At 71.4% G+C, this 23,539-nt stretch carries 33 protein-coding genes and 1 other RNA gene; all 34 read right to left on the bottom strand.

Annotated features, from left to right (window positions below; all coding sequences use genetic code 11):
* Positions 1-97: 97 nt before the first annotated feature.
* Complete coding sequence (locus tag A0O31_RS10470) at positions 98-856, bottom strand: phage tail protein (RefSeq protein ID WP_071677793.1); 759 nt, start codon at positions 854-856, stop codon at positions 98-100.
* A complete protein-coding gene (locus A0O31_RS10465) occupies positions 849-1,883 on the bottom strand; it encodes a baseplate J/gp47 family protein (RefSeq protein ID WP_071677792.1) in 1,035 nt (344 codons plus the stop codon). Before A0O31_RS10465 ends, A0O31_RS10470 begins: the two co-directional genes overlap by 8 nt.
* Positions 1,876-2,238 (bottom strand): hypothetical protein, encoded by a 363-nt coding sequence (locus A0O31_RS12890; protein WP_071677791.1) that lies wholly within the window; start codon positions 2,236-2,238, stop codon positions 1,876-1,878. The genes A0O31_RS10465 and A0O31_RS12890 overlap by 8 nt, the downstream gene beginning before the upstream one ends.
* Positions 2,239-2,241: 3 nt before the next feature.
* The gene (locus A0O31_RS12885) at positions 2,242-2,889 is read right to left on the bottom strand and encodes a hypothetical protein (RefSeq protein ID WP_071677790.1); all 648 of its coding nucleotides are present in this window, start codon (positions 2,887-2,889) and stop codon (positions 2,242-2,244) included.
* Positions 2,879-3,616 (bottom strand): hypothetical protein, encoded by a 738-nt coding sequence (locus tag A0O31_RS10450; RefSeq protein ID WP_071677789.1) that lies wholly within the window; start codon positions 3,614-3,616, stop codon positions 2,879-2,881. The genes A0O31_RS12885 and A0O31_RS10450 overlap by 11 nt, the downstream gene beginning before the upstream one ends.
* Positions 3,613-4,206: a hypothetical protein gene (locus tag A0O31_RS10445; RefSeq protein WP_071677788.1), complete on the bottom strand. Its 594-nt coding sequence runs from the start codon at positions 4,204-4,206 to the stop codon at positions 3,613-3,615. The genes A0O31_RS10450 and A0O31_RS10445 overlap by 4 nt, the downstream gene beginning before the upstream one ends.
* Positions 4,206-7,022, bottom strand: coding sequence for a phage tail tape measure protein (locus A0O31_RS10440; RefSeq protein ID WP_071677787.1), 2,817 nt, complete (start codon positions 7,020-7,022; stop codon positions 4,206-4,208). Before A0O31_RS10440 ends, A0O31_RS10445 begins: the two co-directional genes overlap by 1 nt.
* Entirely contained in the window at positions 7,019-7,651 is a 633-nt protein-coding gene (locus A0O31_RS10435; protein WP_084720324.1) for a M23 family metallopeptidase, read from the bottom strand. The genes A0O31_RS10440 and A0O31_RS10435 overlap by 4 nt, the downstream gene beginning before the upstream one ends.
* 99 nt (positions 7,652-7,750) lie before the next feature.
* Positions 7,751-9,439 (bottom strand): DNA methyltransferase, encoded by a 1,689-nt coding sequence (locus A0O31_RS10430; RefSeq protein ID WP_071677785.1) that lies wholly within the window; start codon positions 9,437-9,439, stop codon positions 7,751-7,753.
* A gap of 20 nt (positions 9,440-9,459) precedes the next feature.
* Positions 9,460-9,831: RNase P RNA component class A (gene rnpB / locus A0O31_RS10425), an RNA gene on the bottom strand.
* Between the two features lie 293 nt (positions 9,832-10,124).
* Entirely contained in the window at positions 10,125-10,421 is a 297-nt protein-coding gene (locus tag A0O31_RS10420) for a hypothetical protein (RefSeq protein ID WP_039456918.1), read from the bottom strand.
* Positions 10,379-11,569 carry a phage head morphogenesis protein gene (locus tag A0O31_RS10415; protein WP_071677784.1) on the bottom strand — a complete coding sequence of 397 codons (1,191 nt, stop codon included), beginning with the start codon at positions 11,567-11,569 and terminating at the stop codon, positions 10,379-10,381. Before A0O31_RS10415 ends, A0O31_RS10420 begins: the two co-directional genes overlap by 43 nt.
* Positions 11,553-13,064, bottom strand: coding sequence for a DUF935 domain-containing protein (locus A0O31_RS10410; protein WP_071677783.1), 1,512 nt, complete (start codon positions 13,062-13,064; stop codon positions 11,553-11,555). The genes A0O31_RS10415 and A0O31_RS10410 overlap by 17 nt, the downstream gene beginning before the upstream one ends.
* Positions 13,064-14,347 (bottom strand): terminase large subunit domain-containing protein, encoded by a 1,284-nt coding sequence (locus A0O31_RS10405; protein WP_071677782.1) that lies wholly within the window; start codon positions 14,345-14,347, stop codon positions 13,064-13,066. Before A0O31_RS10405 ends, A0O31_RS10410 begins: the two co-directional genes overlap by 1 nt.
* A complete protein-coding gene (locus A0O31_RS10400) occupies positions 14,337-14,870 on the bottom strand; it encodes a phage protein Gp27 family protein (RefSeq protein ID WP_052155158.1) in 534 nt (177 codons plus the stop codon). The genes A0O31_RS10405 and A0O31_RS10400 overlap by 11 nt, the downstream gene beginning before the upstream one ends.
* Entirely contained in the window at positions 14,867-15,049 is a 183-nt protein-coding gene (locus A0O31_RS10395) for a hypothetical protein (RefSeq protein ID WP_071677781.1), read from the bottom strand. Before A0O31_RS10395 ends, A0O31_RS10400 begins: the two co-directional genes overlap by 4 nt.
* 2 nt (positions 15,050-15,051) lie before the next feature.
* A complete protein-coding gene (locus A0O31_RS10390; protein ID WP_152024437.1) occupies positions 15,052-15,354 on the bottom strand; it encodes a hypothetical protein in 303 nt (100 codons plus the stop codon).
* A gap of 37 nt (positions 15,355-15,391) precedes the next feature.
* Positions 15,392-15,640: a hypothetical protein gene (locus A0O31_RS10385; protein WP_071677779.1), complete on the bottom strand. Its 249-nt coding sequence runs from the start codon at positions 15,638-15,640 to the stop codon at positions 15,392-15,394.
* 60 nt (positions 15,641-15,700) lie between these two features.
* The gene (locus A0O31_RS10380; RefSeq protein ID WP_039456905.1) at positions 15,701-16,147 is read right to left on the bottom strand and encodes a hypothetical protein; all 447 of its coding nucleotides are present in this window, start codon (positions 16,145-16,147) and stop codon (positions 15,701-15,703) included.
* Positions 16,140-16,982, bottom strand: a complete 843-nt coding sequence (locus A0O31_RS10375; RefSeq protein WP_071677778.1) for a helix-turn-helix domain-containing protein — start codon at positions 16,980-16,982, stop codon at positions 16,140-16,142. The genes A0O31_RS10380 and A0O31_RS10375 overlap by 8 nt, the downstream gene beginning before the upstream one ends.
* A complete protein-coding gene (locus A0O31_RS12880) occupies positions 16,979-17,239 on the bottom strand; it encodes a hypothetical protein (RefSeq protein WP_161489865.1) in 261 nt (86 codons plus the stop codon). The genes A0O31_RS10375 and A0O31_RS12880 overlap by 4 nt, the downstream gene beginning before the upstream one ends.
* Positions 17,240-17,252: 13 nt before the next feature.
* Complete coding sequence (locus tag A0O31_RS12875; protein ID WP_071677776.1) at positions 17,253-17,477, bottom strand: hypothetical protein; 225 nt, start codon at positions 17,475-17,477, stop codon at positions 17,253-17,255.
* Positions 17,478-17,636: 159 nt separating this feature from the next.
* Positions 17,637-17,852 (bottom strand): hypothetical protein, encoded by a 216-nt coding sequence (locus A0O31_RS12870; RefSeq protein ID WP_054391875.1) that lies wholly within the window; start codon positions 17,850-17,852, stop codon positions 17,637-17,639.
* Positions 17,836-18,219: a hypothetical protein gene (locus tag A0O31_RS10355; RefSeq protein WP_039456885.1), complete on the bottom strand. Its 384-nt coding sequence runs from the start codon at positions 18,217-18,219 to the stop codon at positions 17,836-17,838. The genes A0O31_RS12870 and A0O31_RS10355 overlap by 17 nt, the downstream gene beginning before the upstream one ends.
* Positions 18,185-18,595, bottom strand: a complete 411-nt coding sequence (locus A0O31_RS10350) for a helix-turn-helix domain-containing protein (RefSeq protein ID WP_071677775.1) — start codon at positions 18,593-18,595, stop codon at positions 18,185-18,187. Before A0O31_RS10350 ends, A0O31_RS10355 begins: the two co-directional genes overlap by 35 nt.
* A 197-nt stretch (positions 18,596-18,792) precedes the next feature.
* Positions 18,793-19,038, bottom strand: a complete 246-nt coding sequence (locus tag A0O31_RS10345) for a hypothetical protein (RefSeq protein WP_039456879.1) — start codon at positions 19,036-19,038, stop codon at positions 18,793-18,795.
* Positions 19,028-19,303, bottom strand: a complete 276-nt coding sequence (locus tag A0O31_RS10340; protein WP_071677774.1) for a hypothetical protein — start codon at positions 19,301-19,303, stop codon at positions 19,028-19,030. The genes A0O31_RS10345 and A0O31_RS10340 overlap by 11 nt, the downstream gene beginning before the upstream one ends.
* Entirely contained in the window at positions 19,300-19,581 is a 282-nt protein-coding gene (locus A0O31_RS13505; protein WP_039456873.1) for a hypothetical protein, read from the bottom strand. The genes A0O31_RS10340 and A0O31_RS13505 overlap by 4 nt, the downstream gene beginning before the upstream one ends.
* On the bottom strand, positions 19,571-19,756 hold the full coding sequence (locus A0O31_RS12760; RefSeq protein ID WP_054391872.1) for a hypothetical protein: 186 nt from the start codon (positions 19,754-19,756) through the stop codon (positions 19,571-19,573). Before A0O31_RS12760 ends, A0O31_RS13505 begins: the two co-directional genes overlap by 11 nt.
* On the bottom strand, positions 19,756-20,181 hold the full coding sequence (locus tag A0O31_RS12755) for a hypothetical protein (protein WP_071677773.1): 426 nt from the start codon (positions 20,179-20,181) through the stop codon (positions 19,756-19,758). The genes A0O31_RS12760 and A0O31_RS12755 overlap by 1 nt, the downstream gene beginning before the upstream one ends.
* Positions 20,168-20,503 carry a hypothetical protein gene (locus tag A0O31_RS10320; protein WP_071677772.1) on the bottom strand — a complete coding sequence of 112 codons (336 nt, stop codon included), beginning with the start codon at positions 20,501-20,503 and terminating at the stop codon, positions 20,168-20,170. Before A0O31_RS10320 ends, A0O31_RS12755 begins: the two co-directional genes overlap by 14 nt.
* A complete protein-coding gene (locus A0O31_RS10315; RefSeq protein ID WP_071677771.1) occupies positions 20,500-21,294 on the bottom strand; it encodes an AAA family ATPase in 795 nt (264 codons plus the stop codon). The genes A0O31_RS10320 and A0O31_RS10315 overlap by 4 nt, the downstream gene beginning before the upstream one ends.
* 10 nt (positions 21,295-21,304) lie before the next feature.
* Positions 21,305-23,236 (bottom strand): helix-turn-helix domain-containing protein, encoded by a 1,932-nt coding sequence (locus A0O31_RS13500; protein ID WP_071677770.1) that lies wholly within the window; start codon positions 23,234-23,236, stop codon positions 21,305-21,307.
* Positions 23,214-23,438, bottom strand: coding sequence for a helix-turn-helix domain-containing protein (locus A0O31_RS10305; RefSeq protein WP_071677769.1), 225 nt, complete (start codon positions 23,436-23,438; stop codon positions 23,214-23,216). The genes A0O31_RS13500 and A0O31_RS10305 overlap by 23 nt, the downstream gene beginning before the upstream one ends.
* Positions 23,439-23,539: the final 101 nt, after the last annotated feature.

Raw genomic sequence — 23,539 nt, 5'->3', positions numbered from 1 at the left:
CCCCCCACCAGCCCTGCCCGCCCCTCTCCCCTACCCTCGCCCCGCCACCTGGGGCGGGAGGGGATGGGTCCCCACGTGCGCCTAGCCACCGGTGCCGTCAAAATCCCACCTCCCCAAAACGCCAGCTTCCGTCAAACACTTGGGCTTGGGCCATCCTGCCCTCGGCCCAGGCGGCGAGGCTCATCCCGCCCGCCAGCGCTACCCGCCGGGTGTCGCCAAAGAGGAAGTCCCCGAAAGCTCCAAGGTCCAGGAGGACCACCGCCGCCTGCGGCCGCAGGCGGAAGACGCGGCGGTCCTGGGCGTAGAGCTCCACCCCCCGCAGGACCGCGTGGGCGGGCTTGAGCTCCCGGACCGCGTGGCGCAGGTAGGCCCGCTCCCGCGCGGTCCAGGGCCCCGCTGGACTGACCTCCAAAATGAACTCCGCCCAGGCAGGGCCCGTGAAAGCGCCCTCGTAGTCCCCAAAGTGCCACGTGCCGTCAAAGGCGTTCTCGAAGGGCCCTTCCACCACCTTGGCCACAAAACCAAGGCGGGCGAGCTCGGCCTCCATGCCGGGCTTCGTCCCCGCCCGGAGCCACCAGTCCCAGGCGTGCCGGACGCGCTCCCGGTAGGAGGCGTCCGGCTCGTCGGGGGGGAAGCGGCGGAGGGCGCGGCCTTCGCCCAGCCGGGAGAGGGCCTCCCCTTCCGCGTACTGGGGGAAGGCCTGGGGGAAGGCCTCCAGGGCCTCCCGGATGAGGTCGGCCTCCTCCTGGGCCAGGGCCCGCACCATCCCGTCCGCCGCCCTTCCCGCCCGGGGGTAGCGGCCCGGGGGGAGGAGGGAGAGGAGGTGGCGGTAGAGGGCCTCGGCGAGCTCACTCATAGACCGTCACCTCCCCGGGGACGATGAGCTCGTCCCGGGCCACGGCCACAGGTCCCGCGGGGGCCAGGACCTCCACCGCCTCGAGGCCTCCCCGGTCGTGCAGGTGGTCCATGAGGCGGGAGGGCCAGAAGGTCTCCCCGATGTTTAGCCCGTTCAGGAAATCCAGGGCGAAGCCCCGCCAGGCCTCGAGGGAGGGGCTTCCCGGGAGGCGGTGCAGGCGCAGGGCGAGGTCCAGGGGCCGGGGGCTGGGGGAGCGCACCAGGGCGTTCACGGTGAGGGGCCGCCGCTCGTCCACCACCCTCTGGACCCGGGCGAGGAGCTCGGGGGAAGGGAGGCCCCGGGCGGGGGCTATGACCACGTCCACGGTGCCCTGGCCCCGGGGGTGGTCGTCTATGACCTGGACCTTCCGCACCTCGGGGTCCTCCAGGGCCCAGCTCATGTAGGCGTGGTAGGTGCTCCCCCGGCCCAGGGCGGGCCAGGCGAGAATGAGGCGGGCCCGGAGCTCCTCGTCCGTCTCCCGGTCCAAGCCGGGCTCCAGGACCTCCTCCACCTCCAGGGCCTCGAGGCCCCCCACCACGGTAACGGGGAGGAGGCGGGTCCCCGGGGGGAGGTTGTAGCGGCTCCCCACGCCCTCGCTCCAGACCTCCACGAGGGCGTCCGGGGCGAAGGGACCCTCGGCCCGGTAGCGGAGTTCCCCCACCCCCAGGAGGGCCCCGGGGGGGAAGGTGCCGGGAGCGGAGGCGAGGACGCGGCAGCGGAGCCTGGCCCCCCGGGCCTCCTTGCGGGCGAGGCCCAGGCCCTTGGCGTGCTCATCCAGCCAGGCGCCGGTGGCGGTGATCACAAAGAGCTGGGGGACGAGCTCCCGGGTGAAGGCGCGGGCCTCGAGGGCCGCTTGGGCCGCGAGGCGCAGGTAGGTGCCGAAGGCGCTGAAACTGTCGGGGTTCCGCACGGGGAAGCCCTCGGGGAGGAAGCCGAGGAGCCTCTGGGTCTCCTCCTCCAGGGTGGGGAGAGGGGGAAGCTCAGGCACCCTTCACCTCCAAGGGCCAGGGGAGGAGGAGCCTAAGGGCCTCCCCCGAGAGGCGCAAGGCGAGGCGGAGGCCTCCTTCCGTCCACTCCCCCCGGGCCTCCTCCACCCGGGCGTCCTCGAGGCAGGTCCGCTCCGCTTCCTGCAGGACCTCCACTCGGGTGAGCTCGTCCAGGGCCGCCTGCACGTAGTCGGGGAGGGCGCTTCCCTCATGGGGGAAGGCCCAGTGGCTCCCCCGGGGGGAGACGAGGCGGGCGAGGAGGTCCTGACGCACCACCTGGAGGCCCTCCACCAGGGCCGCATCCCCCCTGGGGGTGAAGCGGAAGTCACCGTCCTCAAAAAGCCAGTCCCGGTACACGGCTCACCCCGAAAAGACTTTGGAACTGCCGCCGATGATTACCCCGATGGCCGCCCCCACCTGCACCGGGTCCCCCACCCGGGCCACAGGGGGGCCACCGCCCGCGAGCTCCACCCGGGGGGCGTCCACCCGCACCACCGCGGTGCCCAAGAGCTCCACGGTCCCGTCCGGCTTCAGGCGGAGGACCACCCCGGGGGCGGCCTGGACTTCAATCTCCCCGTCGGGCTTGAGGCGCACCCAGGTGTCGGCGTCCTTCTGCACCAGGTACTCCCCGGGCTCCACCGGGACCACGGCCTTCCCCTCGGAGAGGACCCCGTCCACGTAGGGATAGGCGGGGTTCCCCTCGTAGTAGGCCACCCGCACGATGGCCCCCACCTCGGGAAGGGCGTAGACCCCGCGGCCCCCGCCGATCCAGGGCACGTCCAGGGGGACGTCCCGGAGGAGGGGGCGGCTCGGGTCGGGCTGGCCGTCCACGGTGAGGGGCTCCAGGTCCACGCTGTAGCGCGGGCTCCCGGGAGGCCCCGCCACCCCGGGCTCGGACCTCACCGCCACCACCCGGGCCTTGTGGGGGAGGTGGGTGCGGTGGGCGAGCTCGGGCCAGAGGGCCTCCACGAGCCTGCGGAGGGCGGTCTTCAGGGCATCACTCCTCACGGCCGATCACCTCGTGGTAGGCCTCCTTGGGAGAGAGGACCAGGCGGTGCTCCTCCACCCTGAGCCCCCCCCGGTAGGCAGGGTGGTCCACCCGCAGCAGGTGGAGGACCCTAAGGGCGGGGAGAGGGGCCATGCGAAGCCCGTAGCGGCCCGGGGACAAGGGGCGCACCCAGGCCACCTCCTCCCCCACCCGGTGGACCACCCCGTAGTGGGGGCTCTTCCCCTCGGGCCCGGCGTAGAGGACTCCCCCGTCCAGCTCGTGCATCACCGCCTCCACCCCCCAGGCCTTGAGGACCATGAGGACCCCCTCCCAGGCCCGCACGCGGGGGAGGGCGTAGTGGCGCTTGGGCTCGGTCTGGAAGCCCCAGAGGGCCTTCCCCCCCACCTGGCCTTTGACCCACTCGGCCACCTCCTCGGCCTTCGCGTCCTGGAAGCCCTGGGGGCCCACCTCCCGCCGCCACTCGGGGAGGCCCCAGGCCACCCCCTCCGTGGCCGAGAGGAGGCCCTGAAGGGCGCCCCGGAAGAGGGGGCCCTCGAGGGTGAGCCGCACCGCCTCCCCAGGCTGGAAGGGTTTAGTGGTCTCGTCGGAGGGGCGGGCCGTGCCCTCGAGGTAGACCTGCCCCTGGAGGTGCAGGGTGCGCCAGGGGACGTGCAGGCTCTCGTGGAAGACGAGGCCCGCGGGGGTGCCCTTCTGGGTCTCGGGTTTGGGAACGTGGACGAGGTTCATCTGGACCCTCCCACGAGGCTATGGGCGCTCTGCCGCCCGTCCAGGAAGCCCTGTAGCATCGCCGGGGGCTTGGGCGGGGCCTGCCCCCCCTTCCCCTCGTTCCGCCTCTGCTGGGCGCTCCCCGGCGGGGGGCCCGCCTGGGGGCCGGGGGCCGCGGCCAGGGCCTGGGCCTCCCGGGCGTTGGCCTCGGCCAGGGCCTCCCGGGGCTCCACCTGGGTGAGCTCCAGCACGGCCGTGAGCCCGTCCTCCCCGCCCTCTTCCCGGGTGGTGAGCCGGGCGAAGAGGGCCTTCTCTATCCCCCGGGCCGCCAGGTGGGGGTGGACCACCCGCAGGGGCTCGGTCTTGCTCTTGGCGAACTTGGCGTGAAGCCGCCTGGCCTCCGCCAGGGGGTCCTTCCCCGCCAGGCGAAGGGTGATGCGCACCCGGAAGTCCCGGTAGCCCCTGAGGACGTGCACGTCCCCGGTGCGGCCCTCCCGGGGAAGGCTCTCCACGGAGTTCTCCCCCTCCACCTCCACGGCCACCACCACCCCGGGCATCTCCTCCCCGTCCAGCCGCAGGCGGTCTCCGGTGGCGAAGCGCAGGTAGGGCATCAGACCTCCTCCAGATAGGGCAGCATGAGGCGCTTCAGGGCCCCGAGGAACTCGTCCGCATCCCGCACGGAGGGGAGTTCCAGGCGCTCGATGCGCACCACCTGGACCACCCTGCCCTCCGCTTTGCGGCCCTCTCCCCTGCCCTGAGCCTGGCCGGGCACGGGGGCCACAGGGGAAGGGGGCACCAGGGCCCCCAAAGGCGGCAGCTCCGGCATCTCCACCGCAGGGCGCAAGACGGGAAGCTCCAGCAACTGCGGTACCGGGGGCACCAGGGCCTGCACCGCCCGGGCCACCTCGGGGGCCGCCCCCTGCAGGCCCACGGCCATCCCCAGGGCGGTCATGGCACCGATCTCGGCGAAGACCCGGCTGGGGGAGCGCATCCCCAGAAGGTTCCGGAGCGTGGTAATTGCCTTCCCCCCCAGATCCCTGACGGCATTCACCGGGGCCGCCGCCAGGCTGAGGATGCCTTGGGTGAGCCCCTGGACGATGGCCTTGCCCGCCTCCAGGAAGGAGCCCACCAGCCCCCGCACGAAGGCCAGGGCCTGGCCCAAGGCCGCCTTTAGGGCGTCCCAGACCACGCCCCCCAGGCGCAGGGGCAAGGAGAGCAGGGCCTTGAGAGCCTGCCACCCCCTCTCGGCAAAGGCCAGGGCCAGGCGGAAATCCCCCTGGAGGAGGGCCCGCAGGGCCCCGATGCCGGAGAGGACCACGGTCTGGAGGAGCCGGAAGACCGCCTCGGCCCCCGTCACCAGGCCCCGCCAAGCGGCCCCCAACCCCTCTCCCAGCCGGGCCAGGGCGGGAAAGCGCTCGCTGGCCACCTGCCAGAGGCGGGCCAGGGCGTTGAGGGCGGTATCCACCAGAACGCCCCCCACCCGGATGGGCACGGAGAGGACAGCCCGGAGCCCCTCCCACACCCGCAAGGCCCCCTGGCGGGCCCGGTCCAGGTCCAGGGTGAAGAGGCCCACCACCAGGTCCACGAAGCCCCGCAGGATGCGGATGAGGCCCGCGAGGCCGTCGGCGAAGATGGGGGCGAGGCGGACGACGAGGGCTTCCAGGAGGCCGAAGAGGAAGCCGATGCCATACCCCAGGGCGTAGCCGAAGCGGTCCCAGGCGGCCTGGGCGGAGGCCAGGGAGGCCTGGATGGCCCCCCCGAGGGGGCGGAAGAGCCCGGCCAGAGCCTCCCCCAGGCCCCGGAACTCGGCGAGGACCGGGGCGAAGGCGCTCCGCACCGCCTGGAGGGTGCCGAGAACGCTCTTGCGGAAGCTCTCGCTCGCCCCCCAGGCCTGGCGGAAGAGGTAGACGAGCCCGGCGAGGGCGCCGAGGACCAGCCCCACCGGGTTGAGGAGGAGGGCCCGCCCCAGGAAGAGCACCGCCTGCCCGGCCCGGAAGGCCCCCTGGGCGAGGAGGCCGAAGGCCCCCCGGAGGAGCCCCACCGCCCCCAGCCGGGCCATCTCCCCCCGCAGGAGGGCGAGGCCCAGGGAGAGGAGGCGCGCCTGCCTGAGGGCGCCGGCGAGGCCGCTTTGGAGGGCGAGGAGGCCCAGCCGGGCCTGAGTGGCGGCGAAGCCCAGGGCGGCGAGCCCCGTGACCAGGAAGCCGCCCACTACCAGAAGCCCCCCGAGGGTGGCCGTGACGGCCACGAGGGCCCCCCGGAGGAGGGGGAAGCGGTCCAGGAGGTCGGAGACGCGGTTCAGGAGGTCGGCGAGGCGGGCCACCACCGGGGTCACCACGGGCAGGAGGGCGTTGCCGAGGGTGATCCAGATGCGCTCCAGGGCGTTCCGGAGCAGGATGAGCTGGTTCCTCAGGGTGGCGGAGCGGTTCTGGAACTCGGCGAGGACGCTCCCCGTGTAGGCGGCCGGACTTCGCACCAGGCTGAAGGCCTTCTCCAGGGTGCCCAAGGAGCCCACCAGCTTGGCGATGTCGTCGGCGTACTCCATACCGAAGAGGTCGGAAAGCACGGTGAGCTGGTCGGGCACCGCCCTGAGGCGGCGTAGGAAGTCCATGATGGCCCCGGCGGCGTCCCGCCTCAGGGCCTGCTGGAGGCCCGTGGCCGTGAGCCCCAGGCGGGCCAAGGCTTCCTGAAAAGCCTTGGGCTGGACGTGAGCGGTGGCCAGGCGCTGGAAGAGGGCGTTGAGGCCGGTGGCGGCCACCTCGGGGGCGGTGCCGAGGGCGAGGAGGCTCGCGGAGAAGGCCGCCACCTGCTGCCCGGTGAGGCCCAGGAGCTTCCCCGTCCCCCCTACCCGGCGGAGGACCTCCAGGATCTCCGGGGCGGTGGCCGCCATGTTGTTGGAGAGGTGGTTCACGGCGTCCGCCAAGCGCATGACCCCCTCCTGGCTGAGCTCCAGGACGTTGCGGAGCTTGGCCAGGGCGTCTCCCGCCTGGCCCGCGGAGATGCCGAAGGCCACCCCCACCCGGGCCGCGTCCTGGGTAAAGCGGACCAGCTCCTGCATGGGGATGCCCGCCTGGCCCGCGGCGGCGGCGATCTCCGTGAGCTCCCTGGCGGTCATGGGGATGACCCGGGTGAGGCCCAAAAGCTCCCGCTGGAGGGCCATGAGGGCGGGGGCGGGGGCGTCCACCACCTTGCGCACGTCGGCGAAGGCGTCCTCAAAGTCCATCGCCGCCCGGGTGGCGAGGACCAGGGGCGCGGCGAGGGCCGCCCCGGCCCCGGCCACGGAAAGGCCCGCCCCCAAGCGTTGCAGGGCGAGGTCCGCCCGGCGGGAAAGCTCCTCCACCCGGCGCAGCCCCTCCCCCACCCGGCCCAGGGGGTTGGAGACGCGGTCCGTCAAGTCCAACAGCAGTTGCAACCTGAACAGGGCGTTCACAGCTTCCTCACCGCCACCTGAACCCGGTCGGGTTCCTCCAGGTTCACGACCACGCCCTCCACCTCCTGCCGGGCCGGGGTCCAGAAGACCCCCCGCACCCGGTAGAAGCGGCGGGCGGGGGCGTAGTGAGCCTTTAGGAAGGCCTCGGGGTCCAGGTACTTCTCCCGGATGAGGTCCACGTTGCTCCCGGGCCAGAAGTCGGCCTCCAGGGGCGCCCGCCGCACCTCAAAGTGGAGGTGGGCGAGGTACGGCCTGGCCGGGTCCCCCTTGCCGATGGCCCCCACGGGCTCGCCCGCGAAGAGGTAGTCCCCCTCCCGGGCCACCCGGAAGAGGAGGTGGGCGTACTGGGTCCAGAAGCGCCCGAGGCCGGGGAGGTCGTGCTCCAGCAGGACCACGTTGCCCCAAACCCGGTGGAAGGCGCTGTGGACCACCCGCCCCTCAGCCACGGCCACCACGGGGTAGCCCAGGTCGGCGTCCCCGGAGGAGCCGGAGAGGTTAAGGTCCACCCCGGGGTGCTGGTGAGGGGCGAGGCCCTGGGCCTTCCGCCACTCGGGGTAGCGCGGGTCCAAAAAGCCCGCGTCCACGCGGTTCTTTTCGGGAGATGGGGGCAAAGGCCAGAGGACGCGCATGGAGGGGTAAAATCAGGCTGCCCCCGGGTTTCCCCGGGGGCAGTTATCCCACCTTAGCCCTATCTTACCCCGGAGGGTGGGGGGGTGGCAAGAAGGCGGCTAAAGCAAAGGCTCCATCCCCCCCTTTGGCCGTGCCGTCCGCACTTCCTTGCGCTCGTAGCTCACGTTGAGGCTTCCCGCGGGAAACTCAGGGCGCTTTCCGGCGAGGAGCTCTTCCACGGTAAGGATCTGGAGCCTGGGGTAGGACTGGCTCCCCCAGGAATAGACACCCGCCTTCGCGGCCTCCTCCCGCATGCCTTGCGTGGGGGCCTCCAGGACGATGAGAACCCCGAAGGCCGCCTTCTCCCGCTCCATCACGCCCCGCAGGTCCCTCACCACGCTGGGCCCCAGGCGCTTCCCCCCCTTGACCTGGACCACGACCTTCTCCAGCCTACCCCCGTCCGGGGTGCGGAAGTAGAGGAAGCCGTCTATGCCCGTGTCCTTGCCCTTCTTTCCCTTTTGCGGGTCCCCGTACGGCTGAGCCCCGATCAGGCCCAGAGCCCAGAGCTGAAATTGGTGGGGGTCTTTCTCAAAGAGAAAACGGGCGCTCTCCACGTCCTTGGGCGTCCCAAGAACCTCGTAGTCCCTCCCCGGCTCCAGGCCGAAGTCCCGCCTCAGCCGCGCCTGGATGAGGGTAATGGCCAGGTGGGTGATGTCTATGCCTATCCATCTGCGCCCCAGCTTCTCGGCGGCGGCGAGGGCTGTGCCGCACCCGCAGAAGGGATCCAAGACCACGTCCCCGGGGTTGGAACTGGCCTGGATGATACGCTCCAGGAGAACGAGGGGCTTCTGGGTGGGGTAGCCAAGACGTTCCTTGGAGTGGTGGCCCAAGGGGGGGATGTCGGTGACGACATCCCGAATGGGAACCCCCTTGGCGGTGTCCAGGTACTTCTTGAAGCGGGGCATGACCCCACGCGAAGGCCAGTAAATCAACCCCTCCCGGTCCAGGAAGTCTAACCGCTCCTGCACGGGAAGGTCGTCCCAGTCATCCGGGGGGGTAAGCCACGAAGGGAGCTTATCCTTGGAGGGCACAGCCCAGTGACGATTTTTTACCCCAGGATCTATCCCCCGCCAGGGCTTCCCCGAGTCGCCCTTGCTGGCTCCTGCCCCCGTCAAATCCTTAAGGGCATATCTACCCTTGGCGTCTTGATAGTCGTATTCGTCTTCCATGTACCGTTCTTCATAGTTTTCGTAGACGACATTCCAGGTGTACTCCTCTCCCTTGGTATAAAACAGGAGCGTATCGTGCACCGGCCCCCACCTCTTGGCAGAGCTATGGGCACTCGTGCGCTTCCAAACAACCTCGTTGCGAAAGTTCTTGGGCCCGAATATCTGGTCCAGGATGACCTTCAGGTAGTGGCTCGCAGTGGGGTCGCAGTGGAGGTAGAGGCTCCCCGTGGGCTTGAGCACCCGGTGAAGCTCCAAAAGGCGCACCGCCATCATCACCAGATAGGCGGAGAGGTCATTCTTCCCGAGGAAGCGCACCAGGAAGTCCAAGAACTCCCCAAGTCTCCCGTGCTTAGCCACCACCTCCTGGAGGGCCTGCTCGCTCTCCATCCCCCAGCTCCAGGTGTCCTCAAAGGCCTTGATCTGGGCCCCGGGGCCCTTGCCCGTATGCTCGCGGAAAATGACGTTGTAGTCCGCCTTGGAGTTGAAGGGAGGGTCCAAGTAGATGAGGTCCACACTTTCGTCGGGGATGTGCTTCCGCAGGACCTCGAGGTTGTCTCCGAAATAAAGCCGCTTCTCCATAGAACCTCCCCCCAAAGGGGACCCCGGGACGGGGCGTAAGCCGGGTTCTGTTTTCCGCGGTCATCTCTCTGGGACCACGGTCGCCCGTGGCCTCAAGCGGCCCATCCCGCAGGTTCTGGCGGGCCGGGCAAGCCCTTCCTGCCTACTGGGCCTTGCACCGGGTGGGGTTTGCCGTGCCCCAGCCTGTTGCCAGGCCAGGCGGTGGGCTCTTACCCCACCGTTTCACCCTTGCCCGCACCGGACCGTTAGGCCCGGCCGCTGGCGGTCTTTTCTCTGTGGCACTTTCCGTCGGGTTACCCCGCCCAGCCGTTAGCTGGCACCCTGCCCTATGGTGCCCGGACTTTCCTCACCCAAGGGGGTTGGCCCCCGGGCGCGACCGCGCCCCCGTCCCGGGGCACCCCTATTCTACCACAGGCGAAAGCATTGAGGAAATCGCTCACGCTCCAGGACAGAAACCCGCCTGAGCGCCCTCCCGGAGAGGGAAAGACGCTGTGCACAGGAGGGAGGAAACCCGGCCTGAAAGGCCCAAAAAGGCGGGGGGAGGCCGGGGCTAAGGGGGAAGGCCAGGCCACCCCCTTCCCGGGCCTTCCAGGGGGGTTACAGGGCCGTGTAAGCGCTTTCAAATCGGGGATGGCGGAAGAAGGGGGGCCGGGGAGGACCCCCGGCCCCCCTGGGCCTGCCGCCCTCAGGGCTCCAGTCCCACCCGGGCGAGGAAGGCCTCCCAGGTCTCGGGAAGGGGGAAGCCGTGGGCCCGAAGCCTGGGCCCTTCAGCGAAGACCTCCCGGGCCAGGGCGAGGGCGGCCTCCCGGTCCTCCCGCGCGGCGTCCCTCAGGTACCCCCGGAAGGGGGTCCACTCCTCCACAGCGTCCAGGAGCTCGTCCGGGTCGGCCTCCTCCCCCCGGTCCAGGAGCTCCCTCACCCAGGCCACGTAGGCCCGGGCTAGGGCGAGGGGGGCGTAAGCCAGGGAGGTCTTTTGAGCCATACCACCTTGTCCCAAGGGACGTCCAGCTCGCTCAGGTCCCGCACGCTGTAGCCGGTGGCCAGCGTCCCGCTGTGGAAGGAGTATACCACGAACCAGAGGGCCTTGAGCCTGGGCCCCCGGGCCTCCTCGGGGATGAAGGAGGCGGGGGCCAGGGCGGCCAGCACCGGGCCCTGGTCCCGGGCGTAGGCGAAGAGGGCGGCCTCGGGGTGGGCCGGGGCCTCGCGGCACAGGCCCTCGTAGACCTCGGGAGGGGTGCCCGGGGCCAGGTGCCCGTCCATGACCCGCTGGGCCACGTGGAGCTCCAGGCTGGTGGCCCGCTCCCGGCCGAGAAGGGGCCTCAGCTCCTCGGGAACGGAGCGCCCCCGGCGGTTGAAGGGGGCCCGCACCATCTCCCCGGCGGCGAAGAGCCAGTCCCGAGGGGCGGGCCTCCCCTGGCCCCGGCTCTCCGCCAGGCCCCTGAGGTGGGCCCGGGCCTCGGGGAGGGCGGCGAGGGCCCGCAGGAAGGCCCGCCAGAGCTCAGGGTGGTAGTCCCGGGGGTCGGGGCTCCACTCCTCCGCCGTGGGGGGGCGGCCGAAGCCCGCCTGGGGCTCGTGGGGAGGGGGCTCCTTCCAGGCCCGCCTCTCCCCTTCCTCCCGGGTGTAGGTGACCAGGGCGGTGCGGCAGTTGTGGTGGAGGGGCGGGACGTGGGTGCGCCAGAACGGGTGGTCGGCGGGGAGGACGATCCCCGCGAGGGGCCGGCAGATCTTTGAGGTGCGCCCGTCCAGGACCACGGAGAGGCCCCAGTAGGGCCTGAGCTCCCGGGCGGAGACCGCCTCCTTCCACCGCCCCGCCCCGTAGGCCAGCTGGAGGTTGGTGCGGAAGACGGTCTCCAGGCGGTGGCGGCTCCCCTCGCCCCAGGCGTTCTTGACCCGGTCGGAAAGCTCCCTTTGGAAGTCCTCAAAGGGCCTCCCCTCTTCCAGGGCCCGGGCGAGGGCGTCCATCGTCTCCTGCACCATGTCCAGCGCGGCGAGGCCCGCCACGAAGAAGGCCCGGCGCCTCGCCTCCTCCCCCAGGGCGCGGAACTCGGGATCGGGGAGGGGAAGGCGGGCCCGGAACCAGCGGAGGGCCTCCTCGGGCCGCAGGGGGTCGGGCTCAACCGTCCAGGCCACTGTCCTGCCGCTGGGCCCATCTCCCCGCGAGCTCGGAGAGGGTGAGGGCGGCCTCCAGGAGCTGGGCGAGCTCGGCGAAGGAGATCCCGGGGAAGAGAGCGAGGAGGCGCCGCCTCAGGTCCTCGTACCCCTCGGCCTCCCCGATGGCCTGGAGGAGGGCGGGAAGCCCGGGCATAGGGGCCTTTTCTAGGAGCCTATCCCCCAGGCCGTCCACGAAGGCCTGGCCCGCCACCAGGCCCCGCTCTTTTCTCTCCTGGGGGGCGAGGAGGGGGGTGAGGACGGGGCCCTGGGGGTCGGGGGCGGGGACGCCGAACTCCTCCCGGAGCCAGGCCTCGGGGATGGAGAGGCCCATGCCCAGGAGGGTCTGGAGCACCCGGGCCCGGCTCTCCAGATCCTTCTCCTCCTCCACCTCGGGCACCACGAGGGGGGCGAGGTCCAGGAGCTCGGGGCCGAAGTTGAAGGCCACGAAGGGCTTGAGAAGCCCCTCCCGCAAGGTGCGGGCCAGGGCCCGGGCGTCCGCCTTTAGGAGGTCTATCCGCACCCGCTCGTGCACCTTGGCCAGGGCGTAGCTCCCCCCTTCCCCCTCCGAGGAGGTGAGGGTCTGTCCCAGCACCGCCTGGGTCATCTCCCGGTTGGCCAGGCGAATGAGGCGCTCGTAGACCTCGGGCCCCTGGCCCTTGGCGGCCTCGAGGATCTCTATCTCGGTGTCCTTGGAGATCACCCCGGCGGCGTCCGCCCCCAGGCTCCGCACCGCCTCCTCCAGCCGGCGGCGCTCCTCCTCGCCGGCGGCGGGATCGTACTTGCCGATGCGGTACGGCTGGCCGTAAACCTCGGCGAAGATCACCCAGTCCTTCAGGGCGTAGTGCTTAAAGACGTACAGCCAGGCCAGGCTCCGCATGAGCCCGGCGCGGGTGGGCAGGCCCGAACGGGCGCGGTAGCGGTGCTCTATAGCCCCGCCGTAGGGGAAGGCCTCCTCCCGACCGGGCCCCGCCGCCAGGTAAAAGCGGTCCTCTCCAGCGCGGTAGACCAAGAGGCCCGGGTGGACCCAGCGGAAGGCCTTGGGGCGCCACAAAAGGCCATCCCACTCCCAGGCCACCGCCACCACGCTCACCCCCTGCGGAATGGCGGAAAGGAGGTCGGTCATGAGGTCCTCCAGGGGGAGGTCCCAGAAGACCTCCTCCACCGCCCGCAGGACGCGCCGGGCGTCCCGGCCCTCCCCAGCGGGCTCCAAGCGCCAGTCCAGCCCCACCACCGCCAGCTTCCGGGTCTGGAGGAGGGAGAAGAGGAGGGCGTCCCGCTCCTCCATCTCCTCAAAGAGCTCCGCCTGGAGGGCGAGGTCCCCCTCATCCGCCTGGCGCAGAATGCGGGCCAGGCGCTCGGGGGTGAGGCCCCGGGCGGGGTAGACCCGGTAGGGGTCGTTCAGGGGGAGGAAGCCCCGGGCCTGCCCCGGGGGCTCCTTGGGGATGGGGTTCCCGTACTGGTCCAGGATGGGCATCAGAAGGCTCCTTTCCAGCCGGCGAAGAGCCGCCGGGCCACGCTGCGGTACTCCACGGGGCCCCTCCGGGTTTCGGCGGCGTGCAGGGCCAGGGCCAGGGCCCAGAAGCGGTCGGCGTGGCCGCGCTCGCTCCTCTCCGCGTCGTAGCGGACGTTCCCGGAAGGGGTGATGATCCGCCGCACGGCGTGGAGGTCCTCCCGGAGGGCCCGGTCCTCGGGGATGCGGATCCGGCGGTCCTCAAAGAAGAGGCGGAGGCGCTGGGCCAGATCCGCCTTCACCTCGGGGGTGAACTTCACCGGCTCCACCTTGTAGCCGAAGGCGCGGCGGGCGTTCTCCGCCAGCATCTCCCCCAGGCCGGTGGCGTCCAGGCAGGCCCGGCGCACCCGGGGCAGGAGGGCGTGGAGGCGGGCCTCCTGCTCGGCGAAGGGGGCCCGGTGGAGGGCCTCCACGAGGCGCGCCCAGTACACGTCCCCCACCCGCTCCAGCACCACCAGGACCGTGAGGTCCCGGTGCCGCCCCACGTCCATCCCCAGGTAGGCCCGCTCGGGGTCCCACTCCCCCCGGGGGTCCTCCTGGGCCTCGTTCTGCAGGATGAGGGTCCAGGGCAGGAAGGCCTCCTCCTCGGAGACGAACTCGCAGAGGTACTCCTGCTGCCAGATGAAGTCGTCGGCGAGGCCCGCCCGGAGCTCCTCGGGGTCTATGGGCAGGCCCTCGGCCACCGCGTCCAGGAGGGTGACCCGGTGCCGGCTCCAGACCTCTCCCCCCTTCTCCCAGAGCTCGTAGAACTTGCCCCGGGGGCCGTTGGGGGTGCTCATGATCCTGATCTTGAGATCGGGCCTCCGCGTGATGATGGGGAACATGGCGGCCCAGATGGCCTCGGAGTCCTGGTGGAAGGCGAACTCGTCCAGGAAGACGTTCCCGGTGTAGCCGCGGGCGGTGCGGGGGTTGGCGGGGAGGAAGATGAGCCTGGACGTGTTGGGCAAGCGGATCTCCAGCTGGGTCACCTCCTCCCCCGCCTCAAAGAAGCGGCTCTCCAGGGTCTCCGCCGCCTGCTTCAGGGCCGCGAGGTGGCGCTTGGCCTTCTCCGCGAGCTCCCGGCTCTGCCGCTCGCCGGCGGAGAGGAGGACCCAGAGGGTGCCGGGGCGCTCCACCGCGTCCAGGACCACCTCCAGCGTCCCGGCGAAGCTCTTCCCCGTCTGCCTCGCCCAGAGGCCGATCTTGAAGCGGGATTGGTCCCACACCCAGCGCCGCTGGTACGGGAGGAGGAGGCGCTCAGAGTCCATAGATGTCCCGCTTGATGGCCTCTATGACCTCGGGCTCAATCTGCCGGGCGCGGAGGCTCTCCTCCACCTTCTGGGCCGCCTCCTCCCTTAGGGAGCGGTCCAGCCGCTCCAGGCTCAGGGCCACCCGGGCGGCCTCGAGGCCGAGCCGCACCACCTTCTCCGGATCCACCTCCTCCCCGAGCTCCAGGTCCTGGAGGTAGCGGAGAGCTTTGTGCACCACGATGTTGGCGAGGGCGGCGGCGTAGGAGAGGCGCTTGCCCGTGGCCTCCTCCACCGCCTCCACCAGGCGCTCCATCTGCAGGACCTGATCCAAGGCAGGGGCCAGGTGGCGGGCGTGGCGGCGGACGCTGGAGGGACTCACCTCGTGCCCCTGGGCCCTGAGCCAGAGGGCGATCCCCTCCATGCTGTAGGGCCTGCCGTCCTCCTCCGTCTCCTCCCCCAGGAGCATGGCGTCCACCCGGTCGCGAAGGTCCTCCGGGAGGGTGCAGACCTTGCAGAGGCGGTGGCGCTTGTAGCCCTTCACGGCCGCACCCAGCCCACCAGGGCCGCCACCAGGGCCAGGGCCAGGAGTCCCCGCTCCCAGAACCGGGCCCGGCGCTCCCTCTCCAACTCCTCCCGGAGGAGGCGGAGCTCGGCGAGGATCTCCTCGTGGTGGCGGCGGAAGGCCACGGCGAGGGCGTGGATCTCCTCCCTGAGCTCCACGGCTACCTCCTGGGCAGGAGGACCCCGGGGTCCTTCAGGTTCCCCTCCACCAGGTCCATGCCCTGGGTGGTGAGGCGGACCAGGGTGAACTCCCCGTCCTCGTCCCAAACCGCCTCCACGTAGCCCTTCTGCTGCAGGTAGCGCACGGCGGCGTTCATCTCGGAGCGGGCGGGGAGGACGTGGGAGAGTTCCATGACCCGGGCCAGGACGCCTCTCGGCATGGCGTAGGGGTCGTGGATGTTGACGGGGGCGTCCACCCCGAAGGCGTTCAGGTACAGGGCCTGGAGGATCGTGCCTCGGATCAAGCGCTGGCGGTTTGGATCCCTGAACATGGCGCTCCTTTCACGGGAAGAGCTTGTGGACGGGAAGGCCCAGGAGGCTGGCCACGATGCCGAGGAGGAGGGCCAGGACCGTCCAGAAGAGGGGGCGGCTCCAGAGGGAAGGGGCCTGGGGCTTGGGCATCATGCGGTAGAGGCGGAGGGCCCAAAGGCGCTCCCTGAGAGGGCGAAGGTCCGCCTCTGAGGCCCCCAGGCGGGCGAGGAGGGCGAGGGCCTCCTGCCAGAGCTCCAGCTCCAGATCGCGTTCATCCACGGCACCCCCAAAAGCTTGGCCCCCGGAGCTTCCTCCGGGGGCAGGTTTCCCACCTTAGGTCTATTCTACCCCGGGGGGTGGGGGGGTGTCTACCTCGGCCCGGCGGGCGAGGCGCACGAAGAGGTCCAGGAGGTCCAGGGGGGCGTGGGTCTGAAGCCGACCGGCCGAGGGGTTGTAGCTCACCAGGGTACTGGGCTTCCCCTTGCCCAGGTAGGCTTCCATGAGCTGCCGTTCCCCGTATCCCAGCCCCCGGACGAAGGCCCGGGCGTCGTGCCGCCACAGGCGCAGGTTGTGGGCCTCTATGCCCAGGGGCGGGACCGGGGGGACGTAAATGGGCAGGAAGGCCGGGGCCTCGGGGGGGCGGGCGTGGAGGTCGGCGCGGCCCCCGAAGGCCCCGGGCCTGGGGTCCTGGGGGTGGACCGGGACCCAGCGGGCCTCCCCGTGTTCCACCCGCCAGAGGGCCAGGGCCACCCAGGCCGCCCGCCAGAGGTCCAGGGGTTCATGCATAGCGGCCCTCCTCCTTCAGGGTCCATCCTTCCCCAGTCCGGTGGACCAGCCCCTGGTCCTCCAAGCGGTCCAGCCAGCGGCGGACCGTGGTCTTGGGCCACCCCAGGTCCCGGACCAGGGTGCCGAGGGTCACGGGACCGCGGTACCGGGCCAGGGCCTCCAATAGCTCGGCCCCCTTGCCCTCCACGGTCCACTCCAGGGTGCGGGACTCCGTGAGCTTCAAGGTGGTACGCCCGTCCGTTTGGGAGGTTTCCCCCGGCACCGGGGTACCGGTACCGGTGCCAACAAGGGTGCCGCCCGGTGCCACCAAGCGGTCCTCCACCCCTGCGAAGTGGGACCCCTGGGGTGCCAGGGTGCCGGAAGGGGGTGCCGCCTTGCGGTACACCCGGGCCACCGGCAAGCCCACCCGCGGTACACCCTGCGGCACACCCCCCGTGTCCTCACGGTACCCCCCGGCACCCCCGCGGTACCGCAGCATCTCCCCCACCACTTTCCCCACCACGTAGGTGCCCACGGGCACAAAGAGGCTCATGGCCAGGGTCTCCCAGAGGGGCACCCCCGGGGCCCCCCGGTGCATGGAGAGGGCGTTGCCCATCCAGACCAGCCCCAGGGCGGCCAGGGCCCCACCCCCCGCCCACGCCGAGCCCCGAAGGAGGGAGTTGGAGAGGAGGGAGAGGAGGAAGGCGGTGAACTCCAGGCTGGCGGCCAGGCCCCAGGCCAGCCAGGGGGGAAGCCCCCCCAGGGTGAGGGCGTACCACTGGGCCAAATGTCCGGTGCTCATGGCCAGGGTGCTGAGATAGGCCAGGATCAGCAGGAAAAGCAAAAGGTTCCTCATGCTTGCCTCCTGAGCAGGCTGTGGGCCTCCAGGAGCAGGAGGAGGGCCCGGCCCCGGGCCTCGTCCAGCTGGCGGAAGCGGGCCTCCAGCGCCCGGTGGCGGGCTTCCAGGGCCTCCAGGGCCCGGCGGCGCTCCTCCAGGAGCCTGAGGGCCTCGGCCAGGGTCTCCTGGGCCTGGTAGACCCGCAGGATCTCCCCGCCCGCCGCCCCCTCGAGGGCGGCTTGCGTGAGGATGGTCAGGGCATCCTTGGGCTCCATCACCCCTCCGGCTTCAAGGGCTGCCACATCCAGTAGGCCCGCCCCCTCTGCTCTCCCCACCACACCAGCCCCCGGGCACCCGGAAGGAGGCGGAAAGCCGCCCCACCCCGGGGCAGTAGGGCCACCCCTGGGCGGTGATGCCGGAGAAGAGGGGCACCGCCTGGGTGCGGCGGGCCACCTCGCGCTCTAGGTCCGAAAGCCACGAGAAAAAGGGGCGGAAATGGTCTTCGCGCCTCATACCCACCTCCAGACCAGGGCCAGAACGACCCCCAGAAGACCGAAGAGGGAGGCCAGGAGCAGGAGGCCCACGGAGGCCCCTCAGGGAGGGGGCCCCGCCGGGAAAGGGCCAGGTAGGCGAGGAGGAGGAGAAGCCCCACCTGGGCCGCCGCCACGTAGATCAGCGTGAGCTTGAGTAGCGCCGCCACAGGGCCTCCTCTACCGCCTCGAGGTCGTAGCCCCAGTCCAGCTCCAAAAGGTCCTCCCCCCGGAAGAGGGCCAGCGTCCAGCGCCCCTCCTCGTCCAGGAAGGCCCACACCAGAAGCCCCCCGCGCTCGCGCGGGTAGCGCGCCAAAAGCCCCTCCAGGAAGGCCAGGACCTCATCGCCCTCCTCCATCGGCCACCTCAAACAGGCCGGGCTGGGCCCAGCGGGGGGAGCGGTGGGCCTTCCAGTGCCGCCAGGCCAGGTCCAGACCCCGCACCGCCGCGTGCAGCTCCTCTATGCGGGAGAGGAGGCTCTGGCGGTAAGCGCGAAGCTCCTCCTCCGAGTCCGCCACCTTGTAGACCTCGTCCCCGGCGGGGGACTCGGCCACCACCACGGGGAGCACCCCGCGCTTACGGAGCTCGGCGATGATGGCCCGGCCCCGGCGATCCCCGCCGAAGTGGCGCCCAAACTCCTCCCGCGGCACCCCCCACGCCCCCCGCATGAGCAGGAGGTCCACCGCGGCCCTAAGCTCCCCGTCCGTGATCTTGGGGACCTTCATGCCTCCTCCTCCTTCGCCAAGGCCTCGGCCAGGGCGAGGAGGGCCTCCTCGGGGGAGACCCCAAGGGCCTCCTTCCCCCGGCCGAAGCGCGGAAGCCACCCTTTGGGTCCGTGAAAAGCTCCACCCGCAGGCCCGCCCGCTCCATGAGGCGGAGGGCGAGCCAGGCGGCCTGGGCCGCGGGCACACCCCCCTCCACCAGGCGCTCCAGGCTGGCGGCGGTGATGTAGACTTTGCGCCCCACGCGCACGGTGCGGACCCGCCCCTCCCTAATGAGGCGCTCCACGGTGGGCCGCCCCACTTCCAGCACCGCCGCCGCCTGGGCGGGGGTGAGGAGGGGGCGGTCCAGGCCCATCTCTCTAAGCCGCTCCCGGATCATACGTCCTCCCCCTTGCAGGCCCCACGACGGTCAAGTGCGGCGTGCGCCCGTACTCGGGCGGCCCCCCGTAGATCCACGTGAGCCGGAGCCGCACGGCCAGGCAGACGCAAAGCCCCACCGCCCCGTCAGGGGCCAGCGCTGGAACAGTGAGGGCCCTCTCGCACCCTTCCACCGGGCAGGGCACGAGCACCGGTCCCTTAGACCGCTCCCCCATCCTCCCCCTCCAGCCAGGCCTCCAGGATCCGCCAGGGCTCCATGACGCGAAGGGCCTCGGGCTCCGCCTTGGGCCCGTCCCAGAGGCGCAGGGGCCTCAGCCAGAACTTGAGGCCCCCGTCCTCCCACTTCACCCTCACCTCCCCCCGGCCCGTCCGCCCCACGATGGCGAGGCGGACGGGGGTCCCAGGGTTTGCCCGGGCCAGGCGGATCACGGCCTCAGGCGTCACGGCGCACCTCCACCCAGGCCCGGGAGAGCCCGGGGTCGCACCGCCAGCAGGGGATGCCGTCGGCGACGCGCCCCGTGCCCCCGCAGAGGCCGCAGGGGCGGAGCCTCAGGACCACCTCCTGGGCCTCGGCCTCGTCCAGGTAGAGCTGGGCCAGGAAGGTCTGGCCGTGGGCGTAGGCCAGGCGGGCCCGCTCCCGGAGCTCCGCCGGGGTGAGGCCGTGGCCCCGGATGGTGTCCAGGACGCTACGGAACGGCCGGGGCCTCATGGACAGGCCACCCCCTTCATGCGGTGCGGGTGGGAGAGGAGCTCCCTCGCCTTGGCGTCGTTCTCCGCCTGGGCGGCGGCCACCACCGCCAGGGCCCTGCGGGCCAGGCGCTCCAGCTCCCCCTGGTCCACCGCCTCCGTGTCCCGGGCCTCGTTGGCGGCCCGCACCATGTCCCGGGCCAGGTCGTAGAGGGCGTAGGCCACCCGCATGTGCCGGGGAAGCCCCTCCTCCGCCAGCTCGTCCACCAACTCCTCCAGCTTGGTCCGCTTACCCTTCACGGCGCACCTCCTCGTGCCGGGCCAGCCACTCCCGCTCGGCCTCGGCAAGGACGGCTTGGATGCCCCTTCCCGCCTCCTCCAGGGGGCGGGGGCGCGCCCCCTGGAGGGCTTCCTGAAGGGCGGCCCGGACCTCCGGGTCCTCCCTGAGGAGCCGAATGAGCTCTTCCCGCGTCATCAGTTCCCTCCCCGGGGCGCCGGGGGCTTCGCCCCGAAGAGCCCCGCCGCGAGGGCCGCCTCCAGGGCCTCCGCGTGCCGGGCCACCAGCGCCCCGTAGACCGCCTTTCGCTCGTGCTCCAGGACCTCAAGCTCCGCCTGGAGCTTGTCCAGCTGGACCAGGATCTGCTGCAGGCGCCGCTCCGCCTTCTGCCACTCCGGGTCCTGGGCAAGGGCCACCTTTACCCGGGCCTGGCGCTCCCGCTCCGTCTTGCCGGGGGCCTCGAGGTAGGCCTGGGCCTCCCGGGCCTCCATCCACCGCTCCAGCTCCCGCCTCTCCGCCCGGAGCGCGGTCATCTGCCGCTTCACCTCCCCGATGAGCCCGGGGAGCTCCAGAATGCGCATGACCAGGCGGGCGGCCTCGAGGGTGTAATCAACCCTGTTCACGAAGGACCTCCTCAACGAGCCGAAGGGCCTCCTCCCCTTCCGGGAAGGGCTCCACCAGAACGTGCACCACCACCTGCCCGTACCAGCCGGGGAAGACACGCACTTGCGGGCGAACTTCCAAGACTCTCACACGCATGAGTGTGCCCATCGCCGAAGAAGGCCGCAGGTCTTGAAGCTCCAAAAGCATCCCCTCCTGGAGCCAGAAGAGGGCCGTGGTCAGGATGACGTAGGGCTTCTCCGGCCACTTCCCTTCCTCCGCCACGTAGATGTACGTGCCCTCCGCTTTAACGGCAGGTATCTCCGGGGGCTTCTTGGACCTCACCGCGCACCCCCCGCGAGGTTCAGGCGGCTCGCCACCCGGCGCACGTGGGCCGGGGTGAAGGCGGCCTTGGTGAGGCCCCGCTCGCCGCTCCACTCCACCACCCGGTCCATCTGCCGCATGAGCCGCACGATGTCCCGCAGGATCCCCCCGGTGAGGGTGTGGACCTCGGCCAGGACCTCCGGGGAGTAGCCGGAGTCCTTGTAGATGGCCTGGGTCTCCTGGAGGGAGATGGGGCCTATCCGGGCCACGGTGCCGATGCGGCTCTCAATGTCCCGGTGGCGCCGGATCTGTCCCTCAAACTCCTCCGAGGTGATGAGGACGAAGGAGCTCCCGGTCTCGTCCGCCAGGTACTTCACCGTCTCCAGGGTTGGGCGGTCCAGGAGCTGGGCCTCGTCCACGAAGATCACCCTGGGGCTCATGAGGAGGGCGTCCCGCACCATGCTGAGGAGGACGCGGAAGGTCTTGGTGCGGGTGATGCGGAGCTCCACCGCCAGGTCCTCCAGGAGGGCCGCCGGGGAGTAGCTGGGCTGGGCCCGCACCCAGGGGGCCTCGTGCTCCCGGGCCCAGTAGCGGCAGGTGAGGGTCTTCCCCACCCCCGCCGGGCCCACCACCAGGGCCAGGGGGAAGCCCTCCTGGGCCACCAGGTGGAGGTGCCCCAAGAGGGCCTTCGCCCCCTCCGTGGGGATGAACCCGTCCCGGGGGTCCTTCCAGAGCTCCGCCTCCCCCATGACGATGCCCAGGGCCTCGTCAATGAGGGCCAAGGTCTGGTCGCCGTTCGCCTTCCTTCCCATGCGCTACCTCCTATTCCTCCTCGCCCCGGGGCAGCAGGCCGCGCTCCTTTAGCCACTGCTCCCCCAGGGCGATGGGGTCCAGAACCAGGTCGTCCTCCAGCTCGGCGGCGAGCTCCTCCACCCCGCGGGCGATCTCCTCCGGGGAAGGGGCGGGGAGCTCCTGGGCCCGGAGGGTGATGCGCTCCCGCCGGGGCAGGGGGGCGAGGCCGGAGAGGCGCTCCAGCATGTCTTCCAGCCGCATGGCGGGGGAAAGCTCCTCCACCAGGCGGCGCGCCTCCTCCTGCAGGGCGCGGATGGCCGCCCGGTCGGCCGCCCGCTTGGCGCGGGCCTCGAGGCTGTCCGCCCGCAGGGGCTCGGGGAGGAGCTCCCCGAGGACCCGCAGGGTGCCGTCCGGGTTCTTGAGGGCCACCCGGAGGGGCTGGCCCGGGAGGACCTGCACGTCCAGGAGCACCACCTTCTGCCCCTGCCAGGGCAGGAGGCTCCCGTGGCGGGGGTCCAAGTACCAGGTGCGCCCCCGGTACTGCACGGTGCCGTTCCCCCGCACCACCCGCTCCACCTGGTAGGCCGCGGCCAGGTACAGGTCCTCCAGGCGGAAGTCCGCGAGCCGGTGCCGGGGGACGAAGGCCCGGAAGAGGTCCAGACGGGTGAGGCCGTCCTCCAGGGGCTCCCGGTGCCAGGTGCCGAGGAGCCACTGGAGGGCGCGGCCCTTGTACTCCTCCTCCAGGAGGAGGCGGTCGGGGTAGGGGTCCCGCTCGGGGGGCATCCCCTCCGCTACCCAGCGCCGGGTGTTCTGGAGGAGGCGGCGGAGCTCGGAGGAGTCCCGCTCCGTGGCGTCCGAGCCCGCGTAGCCGGGGAGCAGGGCCTCAAAAGTCTGGTGGAAGGCCCCGAAGAAGCGCTCCACCTTCCCCCGGGTGTGGGAGACGTGGGGCCGGGAGTAGACGAGCTCAATCCCCAGGGTGCGGGCCCAGTGCTCCGATTTCTCCGAGCGGTAGACCTTGCCGTTGTCCCAGTAGATGCGCTCGGGCACGCCCCGCACGTCCCAGTCGGGCACGATGGCCGTCTTGTCCTGGGTCATGAGGATAAGGAGCTGGTCCGTGGGGACCTGGCTCTCCTCCCGGCTGAACACCAGGGAGGGCACCGCCCCCGAGTAGACGTCCAGGGCCACGTGGATGCGGAGGCGGACCATGCGGTCCTCCTCGGGGAGGTAGACGAAGGTGTCGCATCGGGTCATGTCCACCATGACCATCTGCATGGGGTACTCGGCCAGGACGTGCCCCGCCCAGGTGCGGGCGAACTCCCGCCTCCCCTCCTCGGAGAGGAGGGCGTAGCGGAAGGCGGGGTTCTCCTCGGCCTTCCGCAGGATGCGCCGTACCGTGGCCTCGGAGAGCCGGAACAGGGTCTCGGTGGAGTAGGGCCGGTAGAGGAGGAGGCCCGGGTCGTTGGCCTCCACGATGCGCAGGATCCGCCGGGCGCTCGCCCGGGGATGGGCGAGCTTGAGGCCCACCACGAGCTTCCTCAGCTCCGCGGGCACCCGGTGAGTTCCCCGGTCCCGCCGAGGGCGCCGTGCATACAGGAGTTGCCCCGCTTCATAGCGGCGGAGGAGCCGGGCCAGGTAGTTGGGCGTGACGCCGAGCCGCTGCGCCTCCTCCTTGATGAGGTCCCACTTGAGCCCCCGGGGGAGGTCCCGGGCCTCCGCGGCGATCCGGGAGAGGTGGGCCTCGAGGGCGGGCTGGGAGGCGGAGGAGGCCTCCACGGGCCGGGGTTCAGGAGGGGCCTCCCGCCCCAGGGCCAGAGCCAGGAGGTCGGCGTCCACCAGGGTGCGCCAGGTGCGGCCGCGCTTCTCCTTGCGGGTGGGAATGCCGTGGCGCTGAATGAGCCTCCACGCCGAAGCGCGCGAAACTCCTAATCTTTCCGCGGCCTCATCTACGGGAAGCCAGGGCATCGCTTTCCTCCAAGAGCAACTCCTGAACGGGCACGTCTAGGGCCTTCGCCAAACGCACCAAGGTACGCACCTCGAGGCGGGTGCGCTCCCCCTTAAGGATCTGGGACACATGTCCGGTAGAAAGGCCACTGAGGCGGGCCAAGTCCGAGGGGCGCAGCCCCCTACTCCGCATCAGGGTTATGAGTCGGTCCCGGTTCACCATATCCGTGCCCCTTTACACGCACCTGCGAGAAGTTTACTCTGTTCTCGCATGTGCGTCAAGGGGGGCTATGCGAAACAGCCAACTCGCAAAACTGAAAAAAG

The organism is Thermus brockianus, from assembly GCF_001880325.1.
GTDB classification, from domain to species: Bacteria; Deinococcota; Deinococci; order Deinococcales; family Thermaceae; genus Thermus; species Thermus brockianus.
Note: the sequence above shows the minus strand (reverse complement) of the source record. Positions and strands in the feature narration are given on the sequence as shown.

Coding starts and splice junctions, on each gene's coding strand:
- A0O31_RS10470 (WP_071677793.1), bottom strand. CDS start 856: ATGAGTGAGCTCGCCGAGGCCCTCTACCGCCACCTCCTCTCCCTCCTC.
- A0O31_RS10450 (WP_071677789.1), bottom strand. CDS start 3,616: ATGAACCTCGTCCACGTTCCCAAACCCGAGACCCAGAAGGGCACCCCC.
- A0O31_RS10445 (WP_071677788.1), bottom strand. CDS start 4,206: ATGCCCTACCTGCGCTTCGCCACCGGAGACCGCCTGCGGCTGGACGGG.
- A0O31_RS10435 (WP_084720324.1), bottom strand. CDS start 7,651: ATGCGCGTCCTCTGGCCTTTGCCCCCATCTCCCGAAAAGAACCGCGTG.
- A0O31_RS10430 (WP_071677785.1), bottom strand. CDS start 9,439: ATGGAGAAGCGGCTTTATTTCGGAGACAACCTCGAGGTCCTGCGGAAG.
- A0O31_RS10420 (WP_039456918.1), bottom strand. CDS start 10,421: ATGGCTCAAAAGACCTCCCTGGCTTACGCCCCCCTCGCCCTAGCCCGG.
- A0O31_RS10410 (WP_071677783.1), bottom strand. CDS start 13,064: ATGCCCATCCTGGACCAGTACGGGAACCCCATCCCCAAGGAGCCCCCG.
- A0O31_RS10405 (WP_071677782.1), bottom strand. CDS start 14,347: ATGGACTCTGAGCGCCTCCTCCTCCCGTACCAGCGGCGCTGGGTGTGG.
- A0O31_RS10380 (WP_039456905.1), bottom strand. CDS start 16,147: ATGCATGAACCCCTGGACCTCTGGCGGGCGGCCTGGGTGGCCCTGGCC.
- A0O31_RS10375 (WP_071677778.1), bottom strand. CDS start 16,982: ATGAGGAACCTTTTGCTTTTCCTGCTGATCCTGGCCTATCTCAGCACC.
- A0O31_RS12880 (WP_161489865.1), bottom strand. CDS start 17,239: ATGGAGCCCAAGGATGCCCTGACCATCCTCACGCAAGCCGCCCTCGAG.
- A0O31_RS12875 (WP_071677776.1), bottom strand. CDS start 17,477: ATGAGGCGCGAAGACCATTTCCGCCCCTTTTTCTCGTGGCTTTCGGAC.
- A0O31_RS12870 (WP_054391875.1), bottom strand. CDS start 17,852: ATGGAGGAGGGCGATGAGGTCCTGGCCTTCCTGGAGGGGCTTTTGGCG.
- A0O31_RS10355 (WP_039456885.1), bottom strand. CDS start 18,219: ATGAAGGTCCCCAAGATCACGGACGGGGAGCTTAGGGCCGCGGTGGAC.
- A0O31_RS10350 (WP_071677775.1), bottom strand. CDS start 18,595: ATGATCCGGGAGCGGCTTAGAGAGATGGGCCTGGACCGCCCCCTCCTC.
- A0O31_RS10340 (WP_071677774.1), bottom strand. CDS start 19,303: ATGAGGCCCCGGCCGTTCCGTAGCGTCCTGGACACCATCCGGGGCCAC.
- A0O31_RS12760 (WP_054391872.1), bottom strand. CDS start 19,756: ATGACGCGGGAAGAGCTCATTCGGCTCCTCAGGGAGGACCCGGAGGTC.
- A0O31_RS10315 (WP_071677771.1), bottom strand. CDS start 21,294: ATGGGAAGGAAGGCGAACGGCGACCAGACCTTGGCCCTCATTGACGAG.
- A0O31_RS13500 (WP_071677770.1), bottom strand. CDS start 23,236: ATGCCCTGGCTTCCCGTAGATGAGGCCGCGGAAAGATTAGGAGTTTCG.
- A0O31_RS10305 (WP_071677769.1), bottom strand. CDS start 23,438: ATGGTGAACCGGGACCGACTCATAACCCTGATGCGGAGTAGGGGGCTG.